The organism is Halorientalis litorea (assembly GCF_023028225.1).
GTDB classification, from domain to species: Archaea; Halobacteriota; Halobacteria; order Halobacteriales; family Haloarculaceae; genus Halorientalis; species Halorientalis litorea.
Window position 1 is genome coordinate 467,161 of the sequence record NZ_CP095482.1, and the last position, 17,269, is coordinate 484,429.

16 protein-coding genes, 1 tRNA gene and 1 pseudogene are annotated in these 17,269 nt (G+C 64.6%); 12 read left to right on the plus strand and 6 right to left on the minus strand.

Translation table 11 applies throughout. The features are described from left to right. The first annotated feature begins 59 nt into the window (after nt 1-59). From MUG95_RS02545 to cysE, 3 genes are all read left to right on the plus strand, one after another. A complete protein-coding gene (locus MUG95_RS02545) occupies nt 60-1,211 on the plus strand; it encodes an acyl-CoA dehydrogenase family protein (protein WP_247009506.1) in 1,152 nt (383 codons plus the stop codon). Nucleotides 1,212-1,349: 138 nt separating this feature from the next. After that, nucleotides 1,350-2,501 (plus strand): acyl-CoA dehydrogenase family protein, encoded by a 1,152-nt coding sequence (locus tag MUG95_RS02550; RefSeq protein ID WP_247009507.1) that lies wholly within the window; start codon nt 1,350-1,352, stop codon nt 2,499-2,501. Between the two features lie 184 nt (nt 2,502-2,685). Beyond that, nucleotides 2,686-3,282 (plus strand): serine O-acetyltransferase, encoded by a 597-nt coding sequence (cysE, locus tag MUG95_RS02555; RefSeq protein ID WP_247009508.1) that lies wholly within the window; start codon nt 2,686-2,688, stop codon nt 3,280-3,282. Between the two features lie 99 nt (nt 3,283-3,381). Here cysE and MUG95_RS02560 read toward each other — a convergent pair whose 3' ends face one another. Beyond that, a complete protein-coding gene (locus MUG95_RS02560) occupies nt 3,382-4,677 on the minus strand; it encodes a twin-arginine translocation signal domain-containing protein (RefSeq protein ID WP_247009509.1) in 1,296 nt (431 codons plus the stop codon). Nucleotides 4,678-4,984: 307 nt separating this feature from the next. Here MUG95_RS02560 and MUG95_RS02565 point away from each other — a divergent pair, with 307 nt between their 5' ends. Further along, nucleotides 4,985-5,596, plus strand: coding sequence for a DNA-3-methyladenine glycosylase family protein (locus MUG95_RS02565; protein WP_247009510.1), 612 nt, complete (start codon nt 4,985-4,987; stop codon nt 5,594-5,596). A 34-nt stretch (nt 5,597-5,630) separates the two neighbouring features. Here the strand turns inward: MUG95_RS02565 and MUG95_RS02570 are convergent. After that, nucleotides 5,631-5,867, minus strand: a pseudogene (locus MUG95_RS02570) (RimK/LysX family protein); the annotation flags it as partial. Nucleotides 5,868-5,958: 91 nt separating this feature from the next. Here MUG95_RS02570 and MUG95_RS02575 point away from each other — a divergent pair. Continuing rightward, entirely contained in the window at nt 5,959-6,981 is a 1,023-nt protein-coding gene (locus MUG95_RS02575) for a succinylglutamate desuccinylase/aspartoacylase family protein (RefSeq protein WP_247009511.1), read from the plus strand. Between the two features lie 30 nt (nt 6,982-7,011). On the opposite strand, the gene MUG95_RS02580 is transcribed toward MUG95_RS02575, so the two are convergent. Continuing rightward, on the minus strand, nt 7,012-7,668 hold the full coding sequence (locus MUG95_RS02580; RefSeq protein ID WP_247009512.1) for a DUF6517 family protein: 657 nt from the start codon (nt 7,666-7,668) through the stop codon (nt 7,012-7,014). Between the two features lie 170 nt (nt 7,669-7,838). Here MUG95_RS02580 and sdhC point away from each other — a divergent pair, with 170 nt between their 5' ends. The 3 genes from sdhC to MUG95_RS02595 are packed head-to-tail and all read left to right on the plus strand — an operon-like array spanning nt 7,839 to nt 9,477. Further along, entirely contained in the window at nt 7,839-8,231 is a 393-nt protein-coding gene (gene sdhC, locus MUG95_RS02585) for a succinate dehydrogenase, cytochrome b556 subunit (protein ID WP_247009513.1), read from the plus strand. A 1-nt stretch (nt 8,232) separates the two neighbouring features. After that, entirely contained in the window at nt 8,233-8,595 is a 363-nt protein-coding gene (locus tag MUG95_RS02590; protein WP_247009514.1) for a succinate dehydrogenase hydrophobic membrane anchor subunit, read from the plus strand. Between the two features lie 3 nt (nt 8,596-8,598). Continuing rightward, a complete protein-coding gene (locus tag MUG95_RS02595; RefSeq protein WP_247009515.1) occupies nt 8,599-9,477 on the plus strand; it encodes a succinate dehydrogenase/fumarate reductase iron-sulfur subunit in 879 nt (292 codons plus the stop codon). A gap of 72 nt (nt 9,478-9,549) precedes the next feature. On the opposite strand, the gene MUG95_RS02600 is transcribed toward MUG95_RS02595, so the two are convergent. Further along, a complete protein-coding gene (locus tag MUG95_RS02600) occupies nt 9,550-10,617 on the minus strand; it encodes a two-component system sensor histidine kinase NtrB (RefSeq protein WP_247009516.1) in 1,068 nt (355 codons plus the stop codon). A gap of 168 nt (nt 10,618-10,785) precedes the next feature. Continuing rightward, nucleotides 10,786-11,562: an SDR family NAD(P)-dependent oxidoreductase gene (locus tag MUG95_RS02605; RefSeq protein ID WP_247009517.1), complete on the minus strand. Its 777-nt coding sequence runs from the start codon at nt 11,560-11,562 to the stop codon at nt 10,786-10,788. A 240-nt stretch (nt 11,563-11,802) separates the two neighbouring features. Here MUG95_RS02605 and MUG95_RS02610 point away from each other — a divergent pair, with 240 nt between their 5' ends. After that, nucleotides 11,803-13,635, plus strand: a complete 1,833-nt coding sequence (locus MUG95_RS02610; protein WP_247009518.1) for an FAD-binding protein — start codon at nt 11,803-11,805, stop codon at nt 13,633-13,635. A gap of 196 nt (nt 13,636-13,831) precedes the next feature. Here MUG95_RS02610 and MUG95_RS02615 read toward each other — a convergent pair whose 3' ends face one another. Beyond that, nucleotides 13,832-14,509 carry an SOS response-associated peptidase gene (locus MUG95_RS02615; protein ID WP_247009519.1) on the minus strand — a complete coding sequence of 226 codons (678 nt, stop codon included), beginning with the start codon at nt 14,507-14,509 and terminating at the stop codon, nt 13,832-13,834. Between the two features lie 97 nt (nt 14,510-14,606). Here MUG95_RS02615 and MUG95_RS02620 point away from each other — a divergent pair. From MUG95_RS02620 to MUG95_RS02630, 3 genes are all read left to right on the plus strand, one after another. Further along, nucleotides 14,607-14,710: transfer RNA gene (locus tag MUG95_RS02620), tRNA-OTHER, on the plus strand. Nucleotides 14,711-15,109: 399 nt separating this feature from the next. Further along, nucleotides 15,110-16,291: a bifunctional sugar-1-phosphate nucleotidylyltransferase/acetyltransferase gene (gene glmU / locus MUG95_RS02625; RefSeq protein WP_247009520.1), complete on the plus strand. Its 1,182-nt coding sequence runs from the start codon at nt 15,110-15,112 to the stop codon at nt 16,289-16,291. A gap of 76 nt (nt 16,292-16,367) precedes the next feature. Then, nucleotides 16,368-17,216: an SDR family oxidoreductase gene (locus MUG95_RS02630; protein WP_247009521.1), complete on the plus strand. Its 849-nt coding sequence runs from the start codon at nt 16,368-16,370 to the stop codon at nt 17,214-17,216. Nucleotides 17,217-17,269: the final 53 nt, after the last annotated feature.

Below are 17,269 nucleotides of genomic sequence, written 5' to 3' on the forward strand. Positions count from 1 at the left end.
GCCAGCACGTTGTTCGTGGATTACAAACCATTATGATAGTGGTGTCCGCATTCGGGGGTATGGATTTCAGTATGCCCGACGAGGTGGAACAGATTCGCAAAGAAGTGCGCCGGTTCGGCGAGAACGAGATAACGCCGGTCGCAACCGAGTACGACCGGGAAGAAAAATACCCCCACGAGGTCGTCGACAAGGCCGCCGAGATGGGACTGCTCGGCCCGCAGATTCCCGTCGAGTACGGCGGTGCCGGCTACTCCGTCCTCGAGACGGTGGCCGTCGCCGAGGAACTGTTCGCCATCGACCCCGGCATCGGGTTCTGCATCGCCGCCTCCTCGTTCGGGACGGAGGCCATCATGGAGTTCGGGACCGAAGACCAGAAAGAGGAGTTCCTCGCGCCCGTCGCCCGCGGTGAGAAGGTGTCCGGGGCCGCCATCTCGGAGCCGGACACCGGGTCCGACGTTTCGTCCATCTCGACGCAGGCCGAGAAGGACGGCGACGAGTACGTCATCAACGGCAACAAGATGTGGATATCGAACGGCACCGTCGGCGACTTCTTCGTCGTTCTCTGTCAGACCGACCCCGAGGCCGAGGGCCGTTACAACGGCTTCTCCCAGATTATCGTCGAGTCCGACCGCGACGGCTTCCAAGCCGACAAGATTACCGGCAAACTCGGTATTCGTGCCTCGGACACGGCGGAACTCATCTTCGACGACGTGCGCGTGCCCGAGGAGAACCTCGTCGGCAACCCCGGCATGGGTTTCCTCCAGCAGATGCAGTTCTTCGACGCGACGCGTGTCGGCGTCGCCGCACAGGGCGTCGGTATCGCGAAGGGTGCCGCCGACGCCGCCCTAGAGTACGCACAGGAGCGCGAGCAGTTCGGCCAGCCGATTTCGGAGTTCCAGGCCATCCAGCACAAACTCGCCGAGATGTACACCGACATCGAAGCCGCCCGCAACCTGACCTACAAGGGTGCCTGGAGTGTCGACGAGGGCGAGCAGATTACGAAACTGGCGTCGATGGCCAAGGAGTACGCCTCCCGCGTCGCCGTCGACGTGACGCAGGAAGCCGTCCAGATTCACGGCGGTGCCGGCTACGTCGACGACTTCCCCGTCGAGCGGTTCTATCGCGACGCCAAGATTACCCAAATCTACGAGGGGACCACCGAGATTCAGAAGAACATCATCGCCCGCGAACTGCTCGGCAAGGGCTTCTGAACTGCGGGGGCCTCGACCCCGGCCAGCCGTGCCGGCGGTAACCCTGTAACCTGTTGGGTCGATTATAAACTACTTTCCACGGGCCGTGTCGAGATTGCAAAGAAGTATTATAGCTATACTCCTTTGGATTGGATAGTCATGGACTTCGAGATAACGGAAGAGCAAGAGCAGATTCGGAGCGAAGTGCGCCGCTTCTTCGAGAACGAGGTTCGGGATGTCGCAACCGAGTACGACGCAGAAGAGAAGTATCCCGAAGAGATCATGCAGAAAGCCGCCGAGATGGGCATGACCGGTGCCCAGATTCCCGTCGAGTACGGCGGTGCCGGCTACTCGATGCTCGAAGCGGCCATCATCTCCGAAGAGATGTTCGCCGTCGACCCCGGTATCGCGCTGTGTCTCCAGTCGGCCTCGTTCGGTGCCGACGCCATCATGGAGTTCGGGACCGAAGACCAGAAAGAGGAGTTCCTCGAACCCATCGCCACCGGCGAGGCCGTGATGGGCGCGGCCATCTCGGAACCGGACACCGGGTCCGACGTTTCGTCCATCTCGACGCAGGCCGAGAAGGACGGCGACGAGTACGTCATCAACGGCAACAAGATGTGGATTACCAACGGGTCGGTGGGTGACTTCTTCGTCGTCCTCTGTCAGACCGACCCCGAGGCCGAGGGCCGCTACAACGGCTTCTCCCAGATTATCGTCGAGTCCGACCGCGACGGCTTCCAAGCCGACAAGATTACCGGCAAACTCGGTATTCGTGCCTCGGACACGGCGGAACTCATCTTCGACGACGTGCGCGTGCCCGAGGAGAACCTCGTCGGCAACCCCGGCATGGGTTTCCTCCAGCAGATGCAGTTCTTCGACGACACCCGGACCGGCGTCGCCGCACAGGGTGTCGGCCTCGCACGCGGCGCGGCCGAGCGCGCACTGGAGTACGCACAGGAGCGCGAGCAGTTCGGCCAGCCGATTTCGGAGTTCCAAGCCATCCAGCACAAACTCGCCGAGATGTTCACCGAAATCGAGGCGGCGCGGAACCTGACCTACAAGGCCGCGTGGTCGGTGGACCAAGACACCCAGATTACGAAACTGGCGTCGATGGCCAAGGAGTACGCCTCCCGCGTCGCCGTCGACGTGGCAAACGAGGCTGTCCAGATCCACGGCGGTGCCGGCTACGTCAACGACTTCGACGTGGAGCGGTTCTACCGTGACGCCAAGATTCTCCAGATTTACGAGGGGACCACCGAGATTCAGAAGAACATCGTCGCCCGCGAACTGCTCGGCAAGGGCTTCTAAGCGGGTCCGCTCTATCCCTGCGTTTATGTAGGACGGTCCGCAAGCACTGGGTATGTCCGTCCGCACGACGACGCACCGACGGTCGCTCGTCAGCCAGTCCCGACTGGCCGGTCGTTGTCGCTGATTCTCGTTCCCGTTTCAGTCTCGTCCCGTCTCCAGACTGTCCCCACACTCCCAATCCACAATGTTCGACCGACTCGACACGATTCGCACCCACATCGTCGAAGACGTTCGCACCGCACTCGCCAAAGACCCCGCGGCGAAGAGCGCGCTCGAGGTGTTCCTGCTCTACCCCGGCCTGCACGCGGTCTGGCTGTACCGCGTCGCACACGCCCTCTGGAACAGCGACCACCGACTCGCGGCGCGGGCCCTCTCGGAGGTCGCTCGCTTTCTGACCGGCGTCGAGATTCACCCTGCGGCGACCATCGGTCGCCGCCTGTTCATCGACCACGGACAGGGCGTCGTCGTCGGCGAGACGGCCGACATCGGTGACGACGTGTTGATGTACCACGGCGTCACGCTCGGCGGCGACTCGATGCGTCGGGAGAAACGCCATCCGACCGTCGAGGACTGTGCGACGCTCGGTGCGAACGCGACGTTGCTCGGCGACATCACGGTCGGCGAGAGTGCGACGGTGGGTGCGGGGTCCGTCGTCGCCGAGTCGGTACCGGCGGGCGCGACGGCGAAGGGCGTCCCCGCCGAAGTGACGGGCGAGTCCAGCGACCCACAGCCAGAGCGGGAGTCCGAGAGCGAACCGACCCACTGGCTCGCTGACTGTTGACCCACCGGCTCACTGACTGTGTCGTCGAAACCGCACACGATGCGTGAGCGGTGCCCGTCAGTCGTGTGCAGTCGTGTCGGCTGAAAAAACGGAGCGTGGTCAGCGCGTCGCGTTCAGTCCTTGCTCGACGTTCTGCGTGTACGTGTCGTCGAGGTCGATGGCCGTCTCCGCGTTACGGATGGCGTTGGTCCCGACCACCGCCGAGTCGCCCGACCGAAGCCGGATGGCAGTCGGGCAGTCGTTGAACGCGTTCCCGGTGACGGTGAAGTTGTACGGGCGGTCCTCTTCCCGGGACGACGTCCGGTCTGGGTCGGCGGGGACCGTCCGTGCGATAAAGCCGACCTGACAGTTCTCGACGTGGTTGTTCGCGATGGTGATGTCGTAGGACGTGGCTTCGGGCGTGCCCGCAACCGCGTCGGTGAGGTGGGTTTCTTTGTACTCGATTTCGAGACCCGCCTCGCCCCCGGGGTCGCCGCCGAAGCGGTTGAGGTTCCGGCAGACGTTCCCGACGATTGCACCCTGTTGGGCCGGCGAGCACGCGATGAGGCTGTGGCCGCCGTCGTAGACGACGTTGCCCATCACGGTGAAGTTGCTCACGTTGTATGGGGCGATGTTGTTGAACTTCATCCCGGCGACGCGGTTGCCGATGATGGTCACGTCCGTCGACCGCTTGAGGTCGAGTCCGTCGGTGGCCGCCCGTGACGTGATTCCGTACCAGTTGGGGTCGAGGACGACGTTGTTACGCGCGAGGACGTACTGACACCCCGAGAAGGAGATAGCCATCTCGAACCCGTCGACGGTGCGGTTGTTCGCGATGGTCAGCCCGGTCACCTCGTCGGCTTGGATGGCGTGACACCCCAGTTCCGCACCGTTCGCGTCGAAGGTGATGCCCGTCACCGCAGTGTTGTCTCCGCGGACTCGAATCAGGTCGTGACCGACCACTAGCGGGTTGGTCTGGTTGGGACCCGGGAACGGGCTGTCTCGGCGACCCTGCGGCGTGACGACGAAGCGGGTGCCGTGTTGGCCCACCAGCGCGGTATCCGCCCCCATCGTCGCCGGCCCGCTGAAGCGGAAGGTGTCGCCGCTGGCCACGACGGTGCCGCCGTCCTCCACCCGGTCGAACGCGGCCTGAAACGCTTCGTGGGCGTTCTGTCCGCCGCTCGTGGTGAACACCGTCTCGTTCTCGCGAGCGTCAAGTACCTCGTACCGGCCGCCGCCGGCGTACCCGTCCTCGGTCCGATACACGTAGTACGCGTTACTCACGCCCGGTGGCAGGGCGGGCGCGGCCTGTGCCACACCGGTCCCGCCGAACAATCCTGCGCCTGCCGCTCCGATACCCTGCATGAACGAACGGCGGCTGGCCGCGCGGCCACCCGAGCCTCGCTGGTCTGACATACGAGTGCCTGTGTGGCCCACCGGTGAATAGGGCTGTATAATAGCCGTCCGTAGTGTTCTAGGCCACGACAGTCGGTCTTGACCTACCTCGTCGGTCGCCGGTCGGAGGCGACAGCGTGACGAAGACTCTGGACCGGCAGGATTTCTGTCGACTGTGACCGCAACGTCTAGCGAGGCACTGGACAGGTCCGGTCCGTACCTAGCGGCGTCGCCGCCGAGACGACGATAGCCATCGCTGACACGGCCCGAGCGACCGGTCGAGACGGGGAGCGATGCGTTGAAACCCGGCGAGACCGAGATGAAGTCGATGAGCGAGGACGCCATCGCGACGCTTCGGGACGACGACTACCTCGGCCCGCTCGTCGAGGCACACGGACCGCTGACTATCGAGCCAGCGGACGACTTTTACCGACGGTTCGTCGTCTCTATCCTTCGCCAACAGGTGTCGATGGCCTCGGCGGCGGCTACCCGAGAACGGCTGTTCGAGGCGGTCGACCCGACGCCGGCGGCGATGCTGGCCACGGACGAGGCGACGTTGCGCGAGGCGGGTCTCTCCCGGCAGAAGGCCCGATACGTCAGAACCGTGGCAACGGCCTTCGAGGAGCGCGGCTGGTCGACGGAATTCTTCGCGGACATGGACGACGACGAGGCGCGAGCGGAGTTGACGGACGTGACCGGCGTCGGTGAGTGGACCGCGAACATGCAACTGCTCTTCTCGCTCGGACGTGCGGACGTGTTCCCGGTCGGTGACCTCGGGATTCGGAAGGGGATGGAGACGCTGTTCGACGCCGACCTCACGCGGCCGGCGATGGTCGAGCGAGCCGAGCGGTGGCGACCGTACCGGAGTTACGCCAGCCTCTACCTCTGGCGGGTCGGAGAAGACATCACGGAGAGCGTGGCCGAAGTCGTCGAGGGGTGACTCACTCTTCGGCGTCGGCTTCCGTCCGGTCGCCGCCGCGTTCGTCGGCACGGCGCGTCACGTCGACGTTCGAGAGCAGGAGGCGGTTCGCTACGACATCAACGTCGGGTTCGAGCGTCGCCCGCCCGTCACGGATGTCGACGGCGATGTTCTCGGTGCGGAGCCACTCGGTTCCGTGTCCGGGGTCGTCGACGGCGTTCAGAATCGCCTTCGTCTCCTTGCTGCTGTGGAGACTCAGCACGCCGACGGTGACAGCGTCGGATTCACGCATAGGTGTATACCACCGGAGAGCGGATAGAACTCGCGGTGACTGCCGTCGAATCGACTGTACGTTTTTATACGACCCGCGCCGAGAGCGTGGCATGGCCGACGCCGAGGCGTTCACGTACAGCGGCGGAGTCGTCTCGCCTGGCGAGACGGTGAACATCCGCCACCCAATCAGCGAGACGTACTTCGGCGACCCGATTCGCATCCCCGTCACCGTCATCAACAGCGAGCGACCGGGACCGACGGTGTTTCTCAGTGCCGCCGTTCACGGCGACGAACTCAACGGTATCGAGGTGGTCCGGGAAGTCGCACACGAGTGGAACCACGACAAACTGGCGGGAACGCTCGTCTGCCTCCCGGTGTTGAACGCGCCGGGGTTCATGGCCCAAGAGCGGTACCTCCCCATCTACGACCGTGACCTCAACCGATCGTTCCCGGGCAACAGGGAGTCGACGAGTGCAAAGCGGATGGCCGCGCGCATCTTCGAGGAGTTCGTCGAACCCTGTGACTTCGGTATCGACTTTCACACGTCGACGCGGGGGCGGACGAACATGCTTCACGTCCGCGCCGAGATGGCAGACCCCGAAGTCGCGCGCCTCGCGAAGGCGTTCGCGTCGAACGTCGTCATCGCGGGCGAGGGGCCGGACGGGGCACTCCGCAAGGAAGCCACCGCCGCGGGCGTCCCGACGATAACCGTCGAGATGGGCGAGGCCCATCGGTTCCAGCGTGCTCTCATCGACAGCGCGCTCGACGGCGTCGAGAGCGTCCTCGCCGAGTACGACCTCTTGCCAACCGAGACGGTACACTGGCCCGGGTGGCGGACGGTCATCGACGGCGAGAACGGCGACGAGAAGACGTGGCTCCGGGCGGGGGCCGGTGGTCTCGTCGACATGCACTACGAACAGGGCTCGCTCGTCTACGAGGACGACCACATCTGCACCATCACCAACCCGTTCAAAGCCGAGTCGGAGGCACTCCGCGCGCCCTTCACCGGTCTCCTCGTCGGCGTCCTCGAGAACCCGCTCGTCTACCCCGGCAACCCCATCTGCCATCTGGTAGAACTGGACGCGAAGACGCGCCGGGCCGTCGAACGAACGCAGGGAATGCGCGAGTCCTGACCCGGCATCTGTCAATCCCCGTGCCGACACCTACCCGTCGTCCTCGGTGTCGGCGGTGTGGTCGAGGCCGGCGAACAGCGTTCCGACGCGTTCGGCCTCGCCCGGTACGTCCTGCGGGTAGACGGCGACGACGACGACGTAGTCGCTCCCGTGTTTGAACCGGGCGGTTTCGAGGAAGACGGGAATCCCGGTCCCCTCGACCGTCGCGGTGCCGTTGAACCGAGTCAGCGTGCGGGAGTTACCGAGCGATTCGGCCGTTCGCGTACCGGTCTGTTCCTCGACGGAGACCGACTCGTACCGTGCGCCGACTCGCTCCAGTATCTCCCCGTCGGAGATGTTTTGGATGGGGTTGACCGTGTTCCCGGCGACTTCGATTTCCGGGCTGGAGAGCGCGACGAACGTCGCGGCACGCTGTGACCCGAGCGGACCGAGGTCGACCGACCGCTCGTACCGCCCGACGTGGTTCGTGACCTCGACGGTTCGGTTCTGTCCGAACACGGAGAACATCACCGACTCGTTCTGTGGGCCCACTGCCGCCTCCTCGTACCCGGTTTCCTGCACCGCTTGGTCCGAGACGGCTATCGGCGAGGAACTGAACGTCAGCGACTCCAGTCCCAGCAGGAACCCACACCCTGCCGAAAGCACCACCACCCCGACCGCCACCAGTGCGAGCAGTCGACGCTGCATACTGGTGGGCTGACAGTGGAGGGGCATAACCGTACTGGCCTGCTGGGGACGGTGTGCAGTCACAGAGGTGGCTGTCGAGTGCCACACACGCCGGGAGAACGGTCGAAATCGGGAATCGAGGGAGCGAGGTAGAAACTACTATACACTCCCGGTTCTTGGCCTCGAACACTATGAGTCAGTCGTACGACCGGGGCACCGTCGAGGACTTCGGCCGGTGGCGCGAGTTCTCGGCCGGAATGTGGGCCTGGATATTCCACAAGTTCACCGGCTGGGTGCTCGTGGGCTACCTGTTCACCCACATCGCCGTGTTGAGTACCGCCACTGCTGGCCCCACCACGTACACCGAGACGCTGCGGGGGCTAGAAGCACTCGCAATCGTCCGGGTGCTGGAGGTTGGACTGTTGGCCGTCGCCGTGTTCCACATCCTCAACGGGGTTCGGCTCCTGTTCGTTGACCTCGGCGTCGGACTGGAAGCACAGGACAAGAGTTTCTACGCGTCGCTCGTCATCTCGGGCGCTATCGTCGTGGCGAGCGTCCCGACGTTCACCGCGGGGGCGTTCTGAGATGGCCGAACACTACTCCTCGTTCGAGCACAAGGGCAAACGCTGGTTCCTCCAGCGGCTCACGGCGGTGTTCCTCATCGGCGTCCTCGCGTTCCACTTCATGCTGTTGCACTTCGTCAACCACGCCGCCGAAATCAGCTTCATGGGCACGCAGGCCCGGATGCAACAGGTCGGCTACTTCGGGACGATGGTCGCGTTCCTCGTAACTGCGACGTTCCACGGCGTCAACGGCGTCTACAACGCGCTGATAAACCAAGGCATCGACGGGACGCAGAAGCGAGTCGTCAAGTGGGTGCTGATAGCCGCGAGCGTCGTCCTCGTCGCACAGGGTATCCGAACCGCCGTCGTCATGGCAGGGTTCTAATCAATGAGTACTGGAATCGAGAAACAGGAGGAAGCACAGGAGACCGAACAGTCCGCCGAGTCGGCCGCCCAGCAGCGGCGGATGGAGGACAAACGCCAGCGGGCCGCCAGCCGAGACTTAGAGCGGGAGGCGAAGTCCGAACTCGACGACGCCGACGAGACGCGGACCATCAAGGTGTTCCGCTACGACCCCGAGGTCAAGGGCAAGGAGGAACCCCGGTTCGACACGTTCGAGGTACCCTTCTTCAAGGGGATGACCGTCCTCGACGCGCTCATCTACGCCCGGGACCACTTCGACTCGACGCTGACCTTCCGGCACTCCTGCCGGCAGGCCATCTGTGGCTCGGACGCGCTGTTCGTCAACGGGAAGCAGCGACTCGGGTGTAAGACTCAACTCGTCGACCTCGACGACCCGGTCCGCATCGAACCGCTCCCCCACCAAGAGGTCGTCAAGGACCTCGTCGTGGACATGGAACACTTCTACGACCAGATGGAGTCCGTCGAACCGTACTTCGACGCCGACGAACTCCCGGACGGCGAACTTGAGGAACAACGCCAGTCCCGCGAGAACCGCGAGAAAGTCAAGATGTCGACGCGGTGCATCTGGTGCGGTGCCTGCATGTCCTCGTGTAACATCGCGGCCGGCGACAACCAGTATCTCGGCCCCGCGGCCATCAACAAGGCCTACCGCTTCGCGATGGACGAACGCGAGGGCGAGAACATGAAGCAACACCGCCTGAACATCATCGAACAGGAGCACGGTGTCTGGCGCTGTCAGACCCAGTTCTCCTGCACCGAGGTGTGTCCGAAGGACATCCCGCTGACCGAACACATCCAAGAACTCAAGCGGGAAGCCGTCAAGAACAACCTGAAGTTCTGGTAATGTCGAGGTAGCGCGGCCTGTTTTTCTCCGTCGTCGTCGCACTCTCTGCCCACCCACGGGAGACGCCGAGCGTTACACGAAGTCGACGCCGCCGAACTCGAACCGCGCACCGCCGCTGTCGCTCTCGGAGACGGTGACGGACCAGCCGTGTGCCTCGGCGATTTGTGTGACGATGGAGAGCCCGTACCCGGTCCCTCCGTCGCGGGTCGAGTACCCGTGTTCGAGAACGGTCTCGCGGTCCGCCTCGCGGATACCGGGACCGTCGTCGGCGACGTAGAACCCGCTCCCGTCGGGGAGCGGTCCGACTTCGACGGTCACACCGGCGTGCTGGCCTTCGCCCGCCGTCTGGTCGTCCGTCGTGCTATGCTCGACGCTGTTCCGAAAGAGGTTCCCGAGCAGTTCCACGAAGCGGGTTCGGTCCGCCGCTATCTGGCCGAGACTCGACTCGACTGCCAGCGTCGCGTCGCCCGTGTCCGTGTTTTCCCAAGCGTCCCACACGGTTTCGGTGACGTTCACCGGGGCGGTGTCACCGATGACGTCGCCGACTTTCGAGAGCGAGAGAACGTCGTCGATGAGGGTCTCAATACGGTGCAGGGCGACCTCGATTTCGTCCAGTTCCGCTACATCGTGTTTGTCCTGTGCTATTTCTGTGTACCCGAGTGCGACCGAGAGCGGATTCTTGATGTCGTGTGCGAGGATGTCCGCGAACTGGTCCAGTCGGTCCCGCTGTTGCTGGAGGGTCTCCTCCTGCTGTTTACGTTCGCTGATGTCCCGGACGATACCGGTAAAGAGCCGTTCACCGTCGTGGTGGTGTTCGCGGAGGCTGATGAGCGTCGGCACTTCGTGGCCGTCCTTGTGCAAGGTGGGGAGTTCGATGCCGTCCCAGTCGATACTCCTGTCGCCGGATTCGATGTAGGTCGCCAGTGCGTCGGCGTGGACCGGTTGCAACCGTTCGGGAATTATCTTCATCTTCGAACTCCCGACGAGTTCGTCCGGCGAGTAGCCCAGAATCTCCTCGATTGCCGGGTTGGCGTGGATTATTCGGCTGTTCTCGTCAATCGTCAACATCCCTTCCGAAGCGTTCTGAACGAGCGTGCGGTAGAAATCGTCGTCGTCGACGGGAAAGGGAGGAGCGTCCATTGAGCGACCACGAAAATCAACGGCAAGGCCATCAAAAACTGTTGTGACTGTATTGCCAACTCGAACTAGTCATCTCATCATACATATCAATCGTCATATTTCGTGACGGGCGGCACTGCGTGGCCGGGTCCGGGCGGAGTCGCCCCCCGGTGCGGGACGAGTCGCCGCTCAGAGGTAGCCGCCGCTGACGCTGAGTGTCTGTCCCGTTATCCACGCGGCGGCGTCGCTACACAGGAAGAGTGCGGCGTGGGCCTGGTCTGCTGGCGTTCCGAGTCGGCCCATCGGGTACTGTTCCGCGATACGGTCGCCGTACTGGTCCACGAAGTCGGCGGTGTACTCGGTTTTCGTCGTGCCGGGCGAGACGGCGTTGACCCGAACCCCGTCGGGACCGACTTCCTTGGAGACGACTTTCGTGAGGGTAGCGACGCCCGCCTTCGTCGCGGCGTACATCGAGAGGTGTTGGTCGTGGCCCTTGTACGACTCCGAGACGAAGTTGACGATTGCCCCCGACTCCTGTTCGAGCATCGGTTGCAGGGCGGCGTGGGTGACGTTCGCCGCGCCGCGGAGGACGACGTTCCAGTACGGGTCCCACTCGCTCGGGTCGCTCTCGGCGAACGGTTTGGACCGCTCCGAGAGTGACGCCACGCGCGGGGAAACGCAGTTGAACACGGCGTCGACGCTCCCGAATGCGTCGCGGGCGGCGGCGACCATCTCCGTACAGTCGGCGTACGCGGACGCGTCCGTCTCGACGAACCGCGCGCTCGCTCCCTCGGTGCCGTCGAGATCGGCCGCCGCCGCCTCGCCACCGTCGGTGTCGATGTCCGCGACGACGACGTTGCCGCCGAGGCGCGCGAACTGGTCGGCTATCTCCCGTCCGATGCCGGACGCACCGCCGACGACGATGCCGGTGTCGCCGTCGAAGTCGATGTTGTCGCGGATAGTCATACGACGTACCCTCCGACGGGGGTAACATAACGGTTTGCCGGGCGGTCACTCGACGGAAATCCTCCCAGCGACCAGTTCTGTGGTGGCCGGCGAGACGGAACCGTCGGCTCTCCGTATGTTCCAGCCGCTGGTGCGTCGTACTGAACCGGTACGGCGCGCGGAATCGGCCCGTTCGAGAGACGGAACCGGATAGATTGAAGTTTACCCAGTCCTAAGTCCGATACACCTCACTTAAATACAATGTACGAACACGACGTTCTTGTCATCGGCGGCGGCGGCGCGGGCCTCCGCGCGGCGATTGCCGCGCAGGAAGAGGGGGCCGACGTTGCTATCGTGACGAAACTCCACCCGGTCCGGAGCCACACCGGTGCGGCGGAGGGTGGCATCAACGCGGCACTCCGCGACGCCGACTCGTGGGAAGACCACGCCTACGACACGGTGAAGGGTGCCGACTATCTCGCGGACGCCCCGGCGGCGGAGACGCTCACGCAGGGCAGTCCCGAGGAAGTCATCCAACTCGAACACTGGGGTATGCCGTTCTCCCGCGAGGACGACGGCCGCGTCTCCCAGCGACCGTTCGGCGGCCTCTCCTTCCCCCGGACGACCTACGCGGGTGCCGAGACGGGCCACCACCTGCTCCACACGATGTACGAGCAGGCCGTCAAGCGCGGCATCGAGGTGTACGACGAGTGGTACGTCTCGCGGCTCGCCGTGACCGACCACGACGACCCCGAGGAGCGGACCTGCCACGGCGTCGTCGCCATGGACATCAAGACCGGTGAAGTTTCCGGCTTCCGCGCCAACAACGGCGTCATCCTCTGTACGGGTGGTCCCGGTCAAGCGTTCGACCACACCACCAACGCCGTCGCCAACACCGGCGACGGTGCCGCGATGGCCTACCGCGCAGGTGTCCCGCTGGAGGACATGGAGTTCATCCAGTTCCACCCGACGACGCTCCCCTCGACGGGCGTCCTCATCTCCGAAGGGGTCCGTGGCGAGGGCGGCATCCTCTACAACGAGGACGGCGAGCGGTTCATGTTCGAGCACGGGTACGCCAACAACGAGGGCGAACTCGCCTCCCGCGACGTGGTGTCCCGTGCGGAACTGACCGAAGTCAACGAGGGTCGGGGCCACGAGGACGAGTACGTCCACCTCGACATGCGCCATCTCGGCGAAGAACGCATCCTCGACCGACTGGAGAACATCCTCCACCTCGCGGAAGACTTCGAGGGCGTCGACGGCCTCGAAGAACCGATGCCGGTCAAGCCCGGCCAGCACTACGCGATGGGCGGCATCGAGGTCGACGAGAACGGCGAGACGTGCATCGACGGCCTCTACGCCGCGGGCGAGAACGCCTGCGTCTCCGTCCACGGTGCGAACCGACTCGGCGGGAACGCTCTGCCGGAACTCATCGTCTTCGGTGCCCGTGCCGGGTGGCACGCCGCAGGGCGTGACCTCGGCGAGGCCGAAATCGGAACCGGCCCGTCCGCCGAAACCGAGACCGAGGACGACCTCGGCGCGCCGGTGTCCCCCGGTGCCATCGACGCGAGCGACGGGGACGTGGCCGCCGACGGCGCGCTGGTCGAACCGAGCGAAGTCGTCGAACACCACGTCGACATCGAGAACCAGCGGGTCGAAGAACTGCTCTCACGCGAGGAGGGCGTCAACCACGCCGAAGTCCGCGCGGACGTGCAGGAGACGATGACCCAGAACGTCAACGTGTTCCGGCGCGAGGAAAACCTGAAGGAGGCACTGGAGGACCTGCGTGTCGCCCGCGAGCGGTATCATGACGTCTACGTCCGTGACCCGTCGCGGACGTTCAACACGGACCTCGTCCACACCATCGAAACGCGAAACATCATCGACCTCGCAGAAGCCATCACCCTCGGCGCGCTGGCCCGCGAGGAGTTCCGCGGTGCCCACTGGCGCGAACAGCACCAAGAGCGGAAAGACGAGGAGTGGCTCAAGCACACGATGCTCGCGTGGAACGACGGCAACCCGGACCTCTACTACAAGGACGTCATCCTCGAGGGCGAGAACAAGACCTACGAGCCGAAAGAACGCTCGTACTGAACTCGCTTTGCACTGCGGGGGGTTCGCCAAGCGGTGAACCCCCGCTTGCAGAAACGTGGGGAAACGCTACCGACAGTACGGCACGCGCTCTCGGGTGCTGTGCTCGTGCCTACGGTTCCGCCGCCCCGCACACCGCGATAGTCGCCGCAACGCTACCGCGACTGACGCTATTCTGCCCCGCCGCTACCATAGCCGCTCAGACGAACTCGCCGAGGCCGGACTGCTCGCTCTCGTCGGGTTCGATGATACCGGGCGAGTCGTTCGCGGGGTCGTTCACGGCCGTCGAGATGGGGTAGGCGTCGAGGTCGTCGTCGGGGTACGGTCGACAGAGGGCATGCCGGTCCTCGGGGCCGCCAGTCAACCACGTCTCCTCTTCGTCACGTGGGAGGACGACGGCCATCCGGTGGTGGAGCGGCTCGATTAGGTCGTTCGGTTCGGTGGTCAGTATCGTCACGGTGTCGAGTGCGTCGCCGTCGCCCGTCCACCGCTCGTGAATGCCCGCCATAGCGAACGCCACGTCGTCTGCACGATGGACACGGTACGGACGTGTCCCGCCGCGCTCGGTGTCTTTCCACTCGTAGAATCCCGACGACAGGACCAGACAGGGGCGGGACTCCCACGCGTCGGCGAAGGCCGGTTTCTCGGCGACAGTCTCGGCACGGGCGTTGATGAGCCCCTCGTCGTCGCCATCGGCCCACGACGGCCTGAGACCCCAGTAGAACCGCTGTATCTCCGCGGGCGCGTCGGCCGTAATCACCTCGACGGGCTCTGTCGGGGCGACGTTGTAGCGGGGACGGTACGCGTCCGGGACGGCCGCGTCGAACCGGGAACGCAGGTCCGATGCCGGAGCGAACAGCGAGGTTCGGCCACACATACCCCGTGAGACGGGTGCCGGGAAGTTGTGGCTTCCGGGGCCGTGTGAACGGACACCATAGGGTTAATACACGTCGCAGGCGTACTAAACATCGCTCGGAAGGGTGGCTCAGTGGTAGAGCGCCGACGGTCGGACTGCCAGAACACCGGCCATCGGTTTCCCCGCTTTGGGCTTCGCGTGGTTCAAATCCCGCCCCTTCCACTTCAGAACTCGCCCGTGAGCCGTATCTTCGGCGAACGGAACCCGAGTTCTGAGTTGACGCCGGGATTTGAATGAGACCTGACGCACACAGCGTAGCGAGTACGTCAGGGCGTGGTTCAAATCCCGCCCCTTCCATCCAATCGATTCTCAGCGAGGCAGTTCATCGCCAAGCGATGCACTCGGTTGTGATTGACGCCGGGATTTGAATGAGACCTGACGCACACAGCGTAGCGAGTACGTCAGGGCGTGGTTCAAATCCCGCTCCGTCCAGTTCAAAACCCACTCCGGAAGTCGTCGCACCGAGTCACGACGGAAGCCAGCGGCTGTCGGGGGACAAGTCGTCGCCTACAGTTGCGAACAGTCGACAGGTCTTTGCCCGTGCCAGCGGCAGGGCCGTGCATGCAGGCAGTGATTCTCGCGGCGGGCGAAGGGACGCGAATGCGGCCGCTGACCCACGCGCTCCCGAAGCCGATGGTGCCGGTAGCCGACCGTCCGCTCGTCGCCCACACCGCTGACGCCGCGGTAGCGGCGGGCGTCGACGAACTCGTGTTCGTCGTCGGGTACGAGGCGGCGGTGGTCCGGGACTACTTCGGGGACGCCTACCGCGGCGTGCCGGTGTCCTACGCCGTACAGGAGGAACAGTTGGGGACGGCCCACGCGGTTCGGGCGGCCCGAGACCACATCGACGGCGCGTTCGCGGTGCTGAACGGCGACGACCTGTACGACCCCGACGGGTTGGCCGACCTGTTCTCGGGTGGGCCGGCGGTAGGCACCTACGAAGTCGAGGACCCGCGGCCTTACGGCGTCTTCGACGTGGTCAACGGCGAGGTTCGGGGCATCGTGGAGAAGCCGTCGGACCCGCCATCGAATCGCGTCAACGTCGGTGCGTACGTCTTCCCGGCCGAGGCGCGGGAGTGGCTGGACGTTCCCCGGAGCGAACGGGGCGAACACGAGATAACGGACGTACTGGAGCGCGTCGTCGAGTCCACGGCGGTCAGGGCGGTGCCCATCGACCGATGGCTGGGCGTCGGACGGCCGTGGGAACTGCTGGAAGCCAACGAGTGGAAACTCGGCGAGTTGGACCCGGCGATTCACGGCGACGTGGACCCGGACGCAGACCTGCGGGGACCGGTCGTCGTCGAGGAAGGGGCACGCATCGAACCCGGCGTCGTCGTCGAGGGACCGGCACTCGTGCGGTCGGGTGCGGACGTAGGCCCCAACGCCTACATCCGGGGTGCGACGCTCCTCGGTGAGGACGTCCACGTCGGGCACAGCGTCGAAGTGAAAAACAGCGTCGTGATGGCCGGGACGAACGTGCCACACCTCTCGTACGTCGGAGACAGCGTACTCGGGCGGAACGTGAACCTCGGGGCCGGGACGCAGGTTGCGAACCTCCGCCACGACGACGAGGCGGTAAAACTCACGGTGAAAGGCGAACGCGTCTCGACTGGCCGACGGAAGTTCGGCGTCGTCGCGGGCGACGGCGCGAAGACGGCGATAAACACCAGCCTCGACGCGGGCGTCACGCTCTCGCCCGGCGCGACGACGAAACCCGGAGAATCAGTGACACGAGACCGGTAGACGGGGATAAACTGCCAGCCCGAGACTGACGGTTGGGGGAACTATTTGTGTGGTGGAACCGATTCACACGCCACGGATGCTCGACAAGCCAGACTTGAGTGGACAGACGGCGTTCATCACCGGAACCACGCGGGGAATCGGCAAGGCAATCGCACTCGACCTCGCCGAGGCCGGCTGTAACATCGTCTCGACGGGCAAGACGGTCGACGACTCGGACTCGGACCTCGAAGGGACGATTCACAAGACGGCCGAGGAGTGTGCCGAGAAGGGCGTCGACACCCACGCGATTCAGGTGAACGTCCGGGACGCGGAGAACGTCCAAGCCGCCGCGGAGGAGGCCATCGAGGAGATGGGCGAGGTAAACATCGTCATCAACAACGCCAGTGCCATCCAGATACAGAACGTCGAGGATATGCCTGCGAACCGCTTCGACCTGATGAACGAGGTGAACGTCCGAGGGACGTATCTCACCGCCCGAGCGTTCCTCGACCACCTCCGGGACACCGAGGAGGACGCCTGGATTCTGACGAACGCGCCGCCCGTCGCCATGGACCGCTCGCCGGGGAAGGCCGCCTACTCGTGGTCGAAGATGGGGATGTCGTTCATCACGCTCTCGCTGGCCAACGAACTCGGCGGCGACGACATCGGCTGTAACTCCTTCTGGCCGGTGACCGCCATCGACACGCGTGCGACGCGGTACTTCGGGATGGGGACTGAAGACGACTGGCGGACGCCTCAGATCGTCGCCGACACCGTGACCGAGATACTCAAGCGCGACCCGGCGGAGTTCACCGGCAACGCGGTGTACGACGAGGACATCCTGAGGGAGGCTGGCGTCGAAGACTTCTCGGAGTACAATCTGACCGAGGGCGACCCCGGACCGACGTCGGCGATGATGTTCGACCCCGACTACGAACGTCCCTGACCTCGACCCACCCAGGAACTGGTCGGCCGCGATATGTGGGATTAAGTAGGTCG

What these genes read in the sequence shown, in the direction of transcription:
- MUG95_RS02590 (WP_247009514.1), top strand. Translation starts at nt 8,233, where the DNA reads ATGGCCGAACACTACTCCTCGTTCGAGCACAAGGGCAAACGCTGGTTC.
- MUG95_RS02560 (WP_247009509.1), bottom strand. Translation starts at nt 4,677, where the DNA reads ATGTCAGACCAGCGAGGCTCGGGTGGCCGCGCGGCCAGCCGCCGTTCG.
- MUG95_RS02545 (WP_247009506.1), top strand. Translation starts at nt 60, where the DNA reads ATGGATTTCAGTATGCCCGACGAGGTGGAACAGATTCGCAAAGAAGTG.
- MUG95_RS02595 (WP_247009515.1), top strand. Translation starts at nt 8,599, where the DNA reads ATGAGTACTGGAATCGAGAAACAGGAGGAAGCACAGGAGACCGAACAG.
- MUG95_RS02600 (WP_247009516.1), bottom strand. Translation starts at nt 10,617, where the DNA reads ATGGACGCTCCTCCCTTTCCCGTCGACGACGACGATTTCTACCGCACG.
- MUG95_RS02615 (WP_247009519.1), bottom strand. Translation starts at nt 14,509, where the DNA reads ATGTGTGGCCGAACCTCGCTGTTCGCTCCGGCATCGGACCTGCGTTCC.
- glmU (WP_247009520.1), top strand. Translation starts at nt 15,110, where the DNA reads ATGCAGGCAGTGATTCTCGCGGCGGGCGAAGGGACGCGAATGCGGCCG.
- MUG95_RS02580 (WP_247009512.1), bottom strand. Translation starts at nt 7,668, where the DNA reads ATGCAGCGTCGACTGCTCGCACTGGTGGCGGTCGGGGTGGTGGTGCTT.
- sdhC (WP_247009513.1), top strand. Translation starts at nt 7,839, where the DNA reads ATGAGTCAGTCGTACGACCGGGGCACCGTCGAGGACTTCGGCCGGTGG.
- cysE (WP_247009508.1), top strand. Translation starts at nt 2,686, where the DNA reads ATGTTCGACCGACTCGACACGATTCGCACCCACATCGTCGAAGACGTT.
- MUG95_RS02610 (WP_247009518.1), top strand. Translation starts at nt 11,803, where the DNA reads ATGTACGAACACGACGTTCTTGTCATCGGCGGCGGCGGCGCGGGCCTC.
- MUG95_RS02605 (WP_247009517.1), bottom strand. Translation starts at nt 11,562, where the DNA reads ATGACTATCCGCGACAACATCGACTTCGACGGCGACACCGGCATCGTC.
- MUG95_RS02565 (WP_247009510.1), top strand. Translation starts at nt 4,985, where the DNA reads ATGAGCGAGGACGCCATCGCGACGCTTCGGGACGACGACTACCTCGGC.
- MUG95_RS02630 (WP_247009521.1), top strand. Translation starts at nt 16,368, where the DNA reads ATGCTCGACAAGCCAGACTTGAGTGGACAGACGGCGTTCATCACCGGA.
- MUG95_RS02550 (WP_247009507.1), top strand. Translation starts at nt 1,350, where the DNA reads ATGGACTTCGAGATAACGGAAGAGCAAGAGCAGATTCGGAGCGAAGTG.
- MUG95_RS02575 (WP_247009511.1), top strand. Translation starts at nt 5,959, where the DNA reads ATGGCCGACGCCGAGGCGTTCACGTACAGCGGCGGAGTCGTCTCGCCT.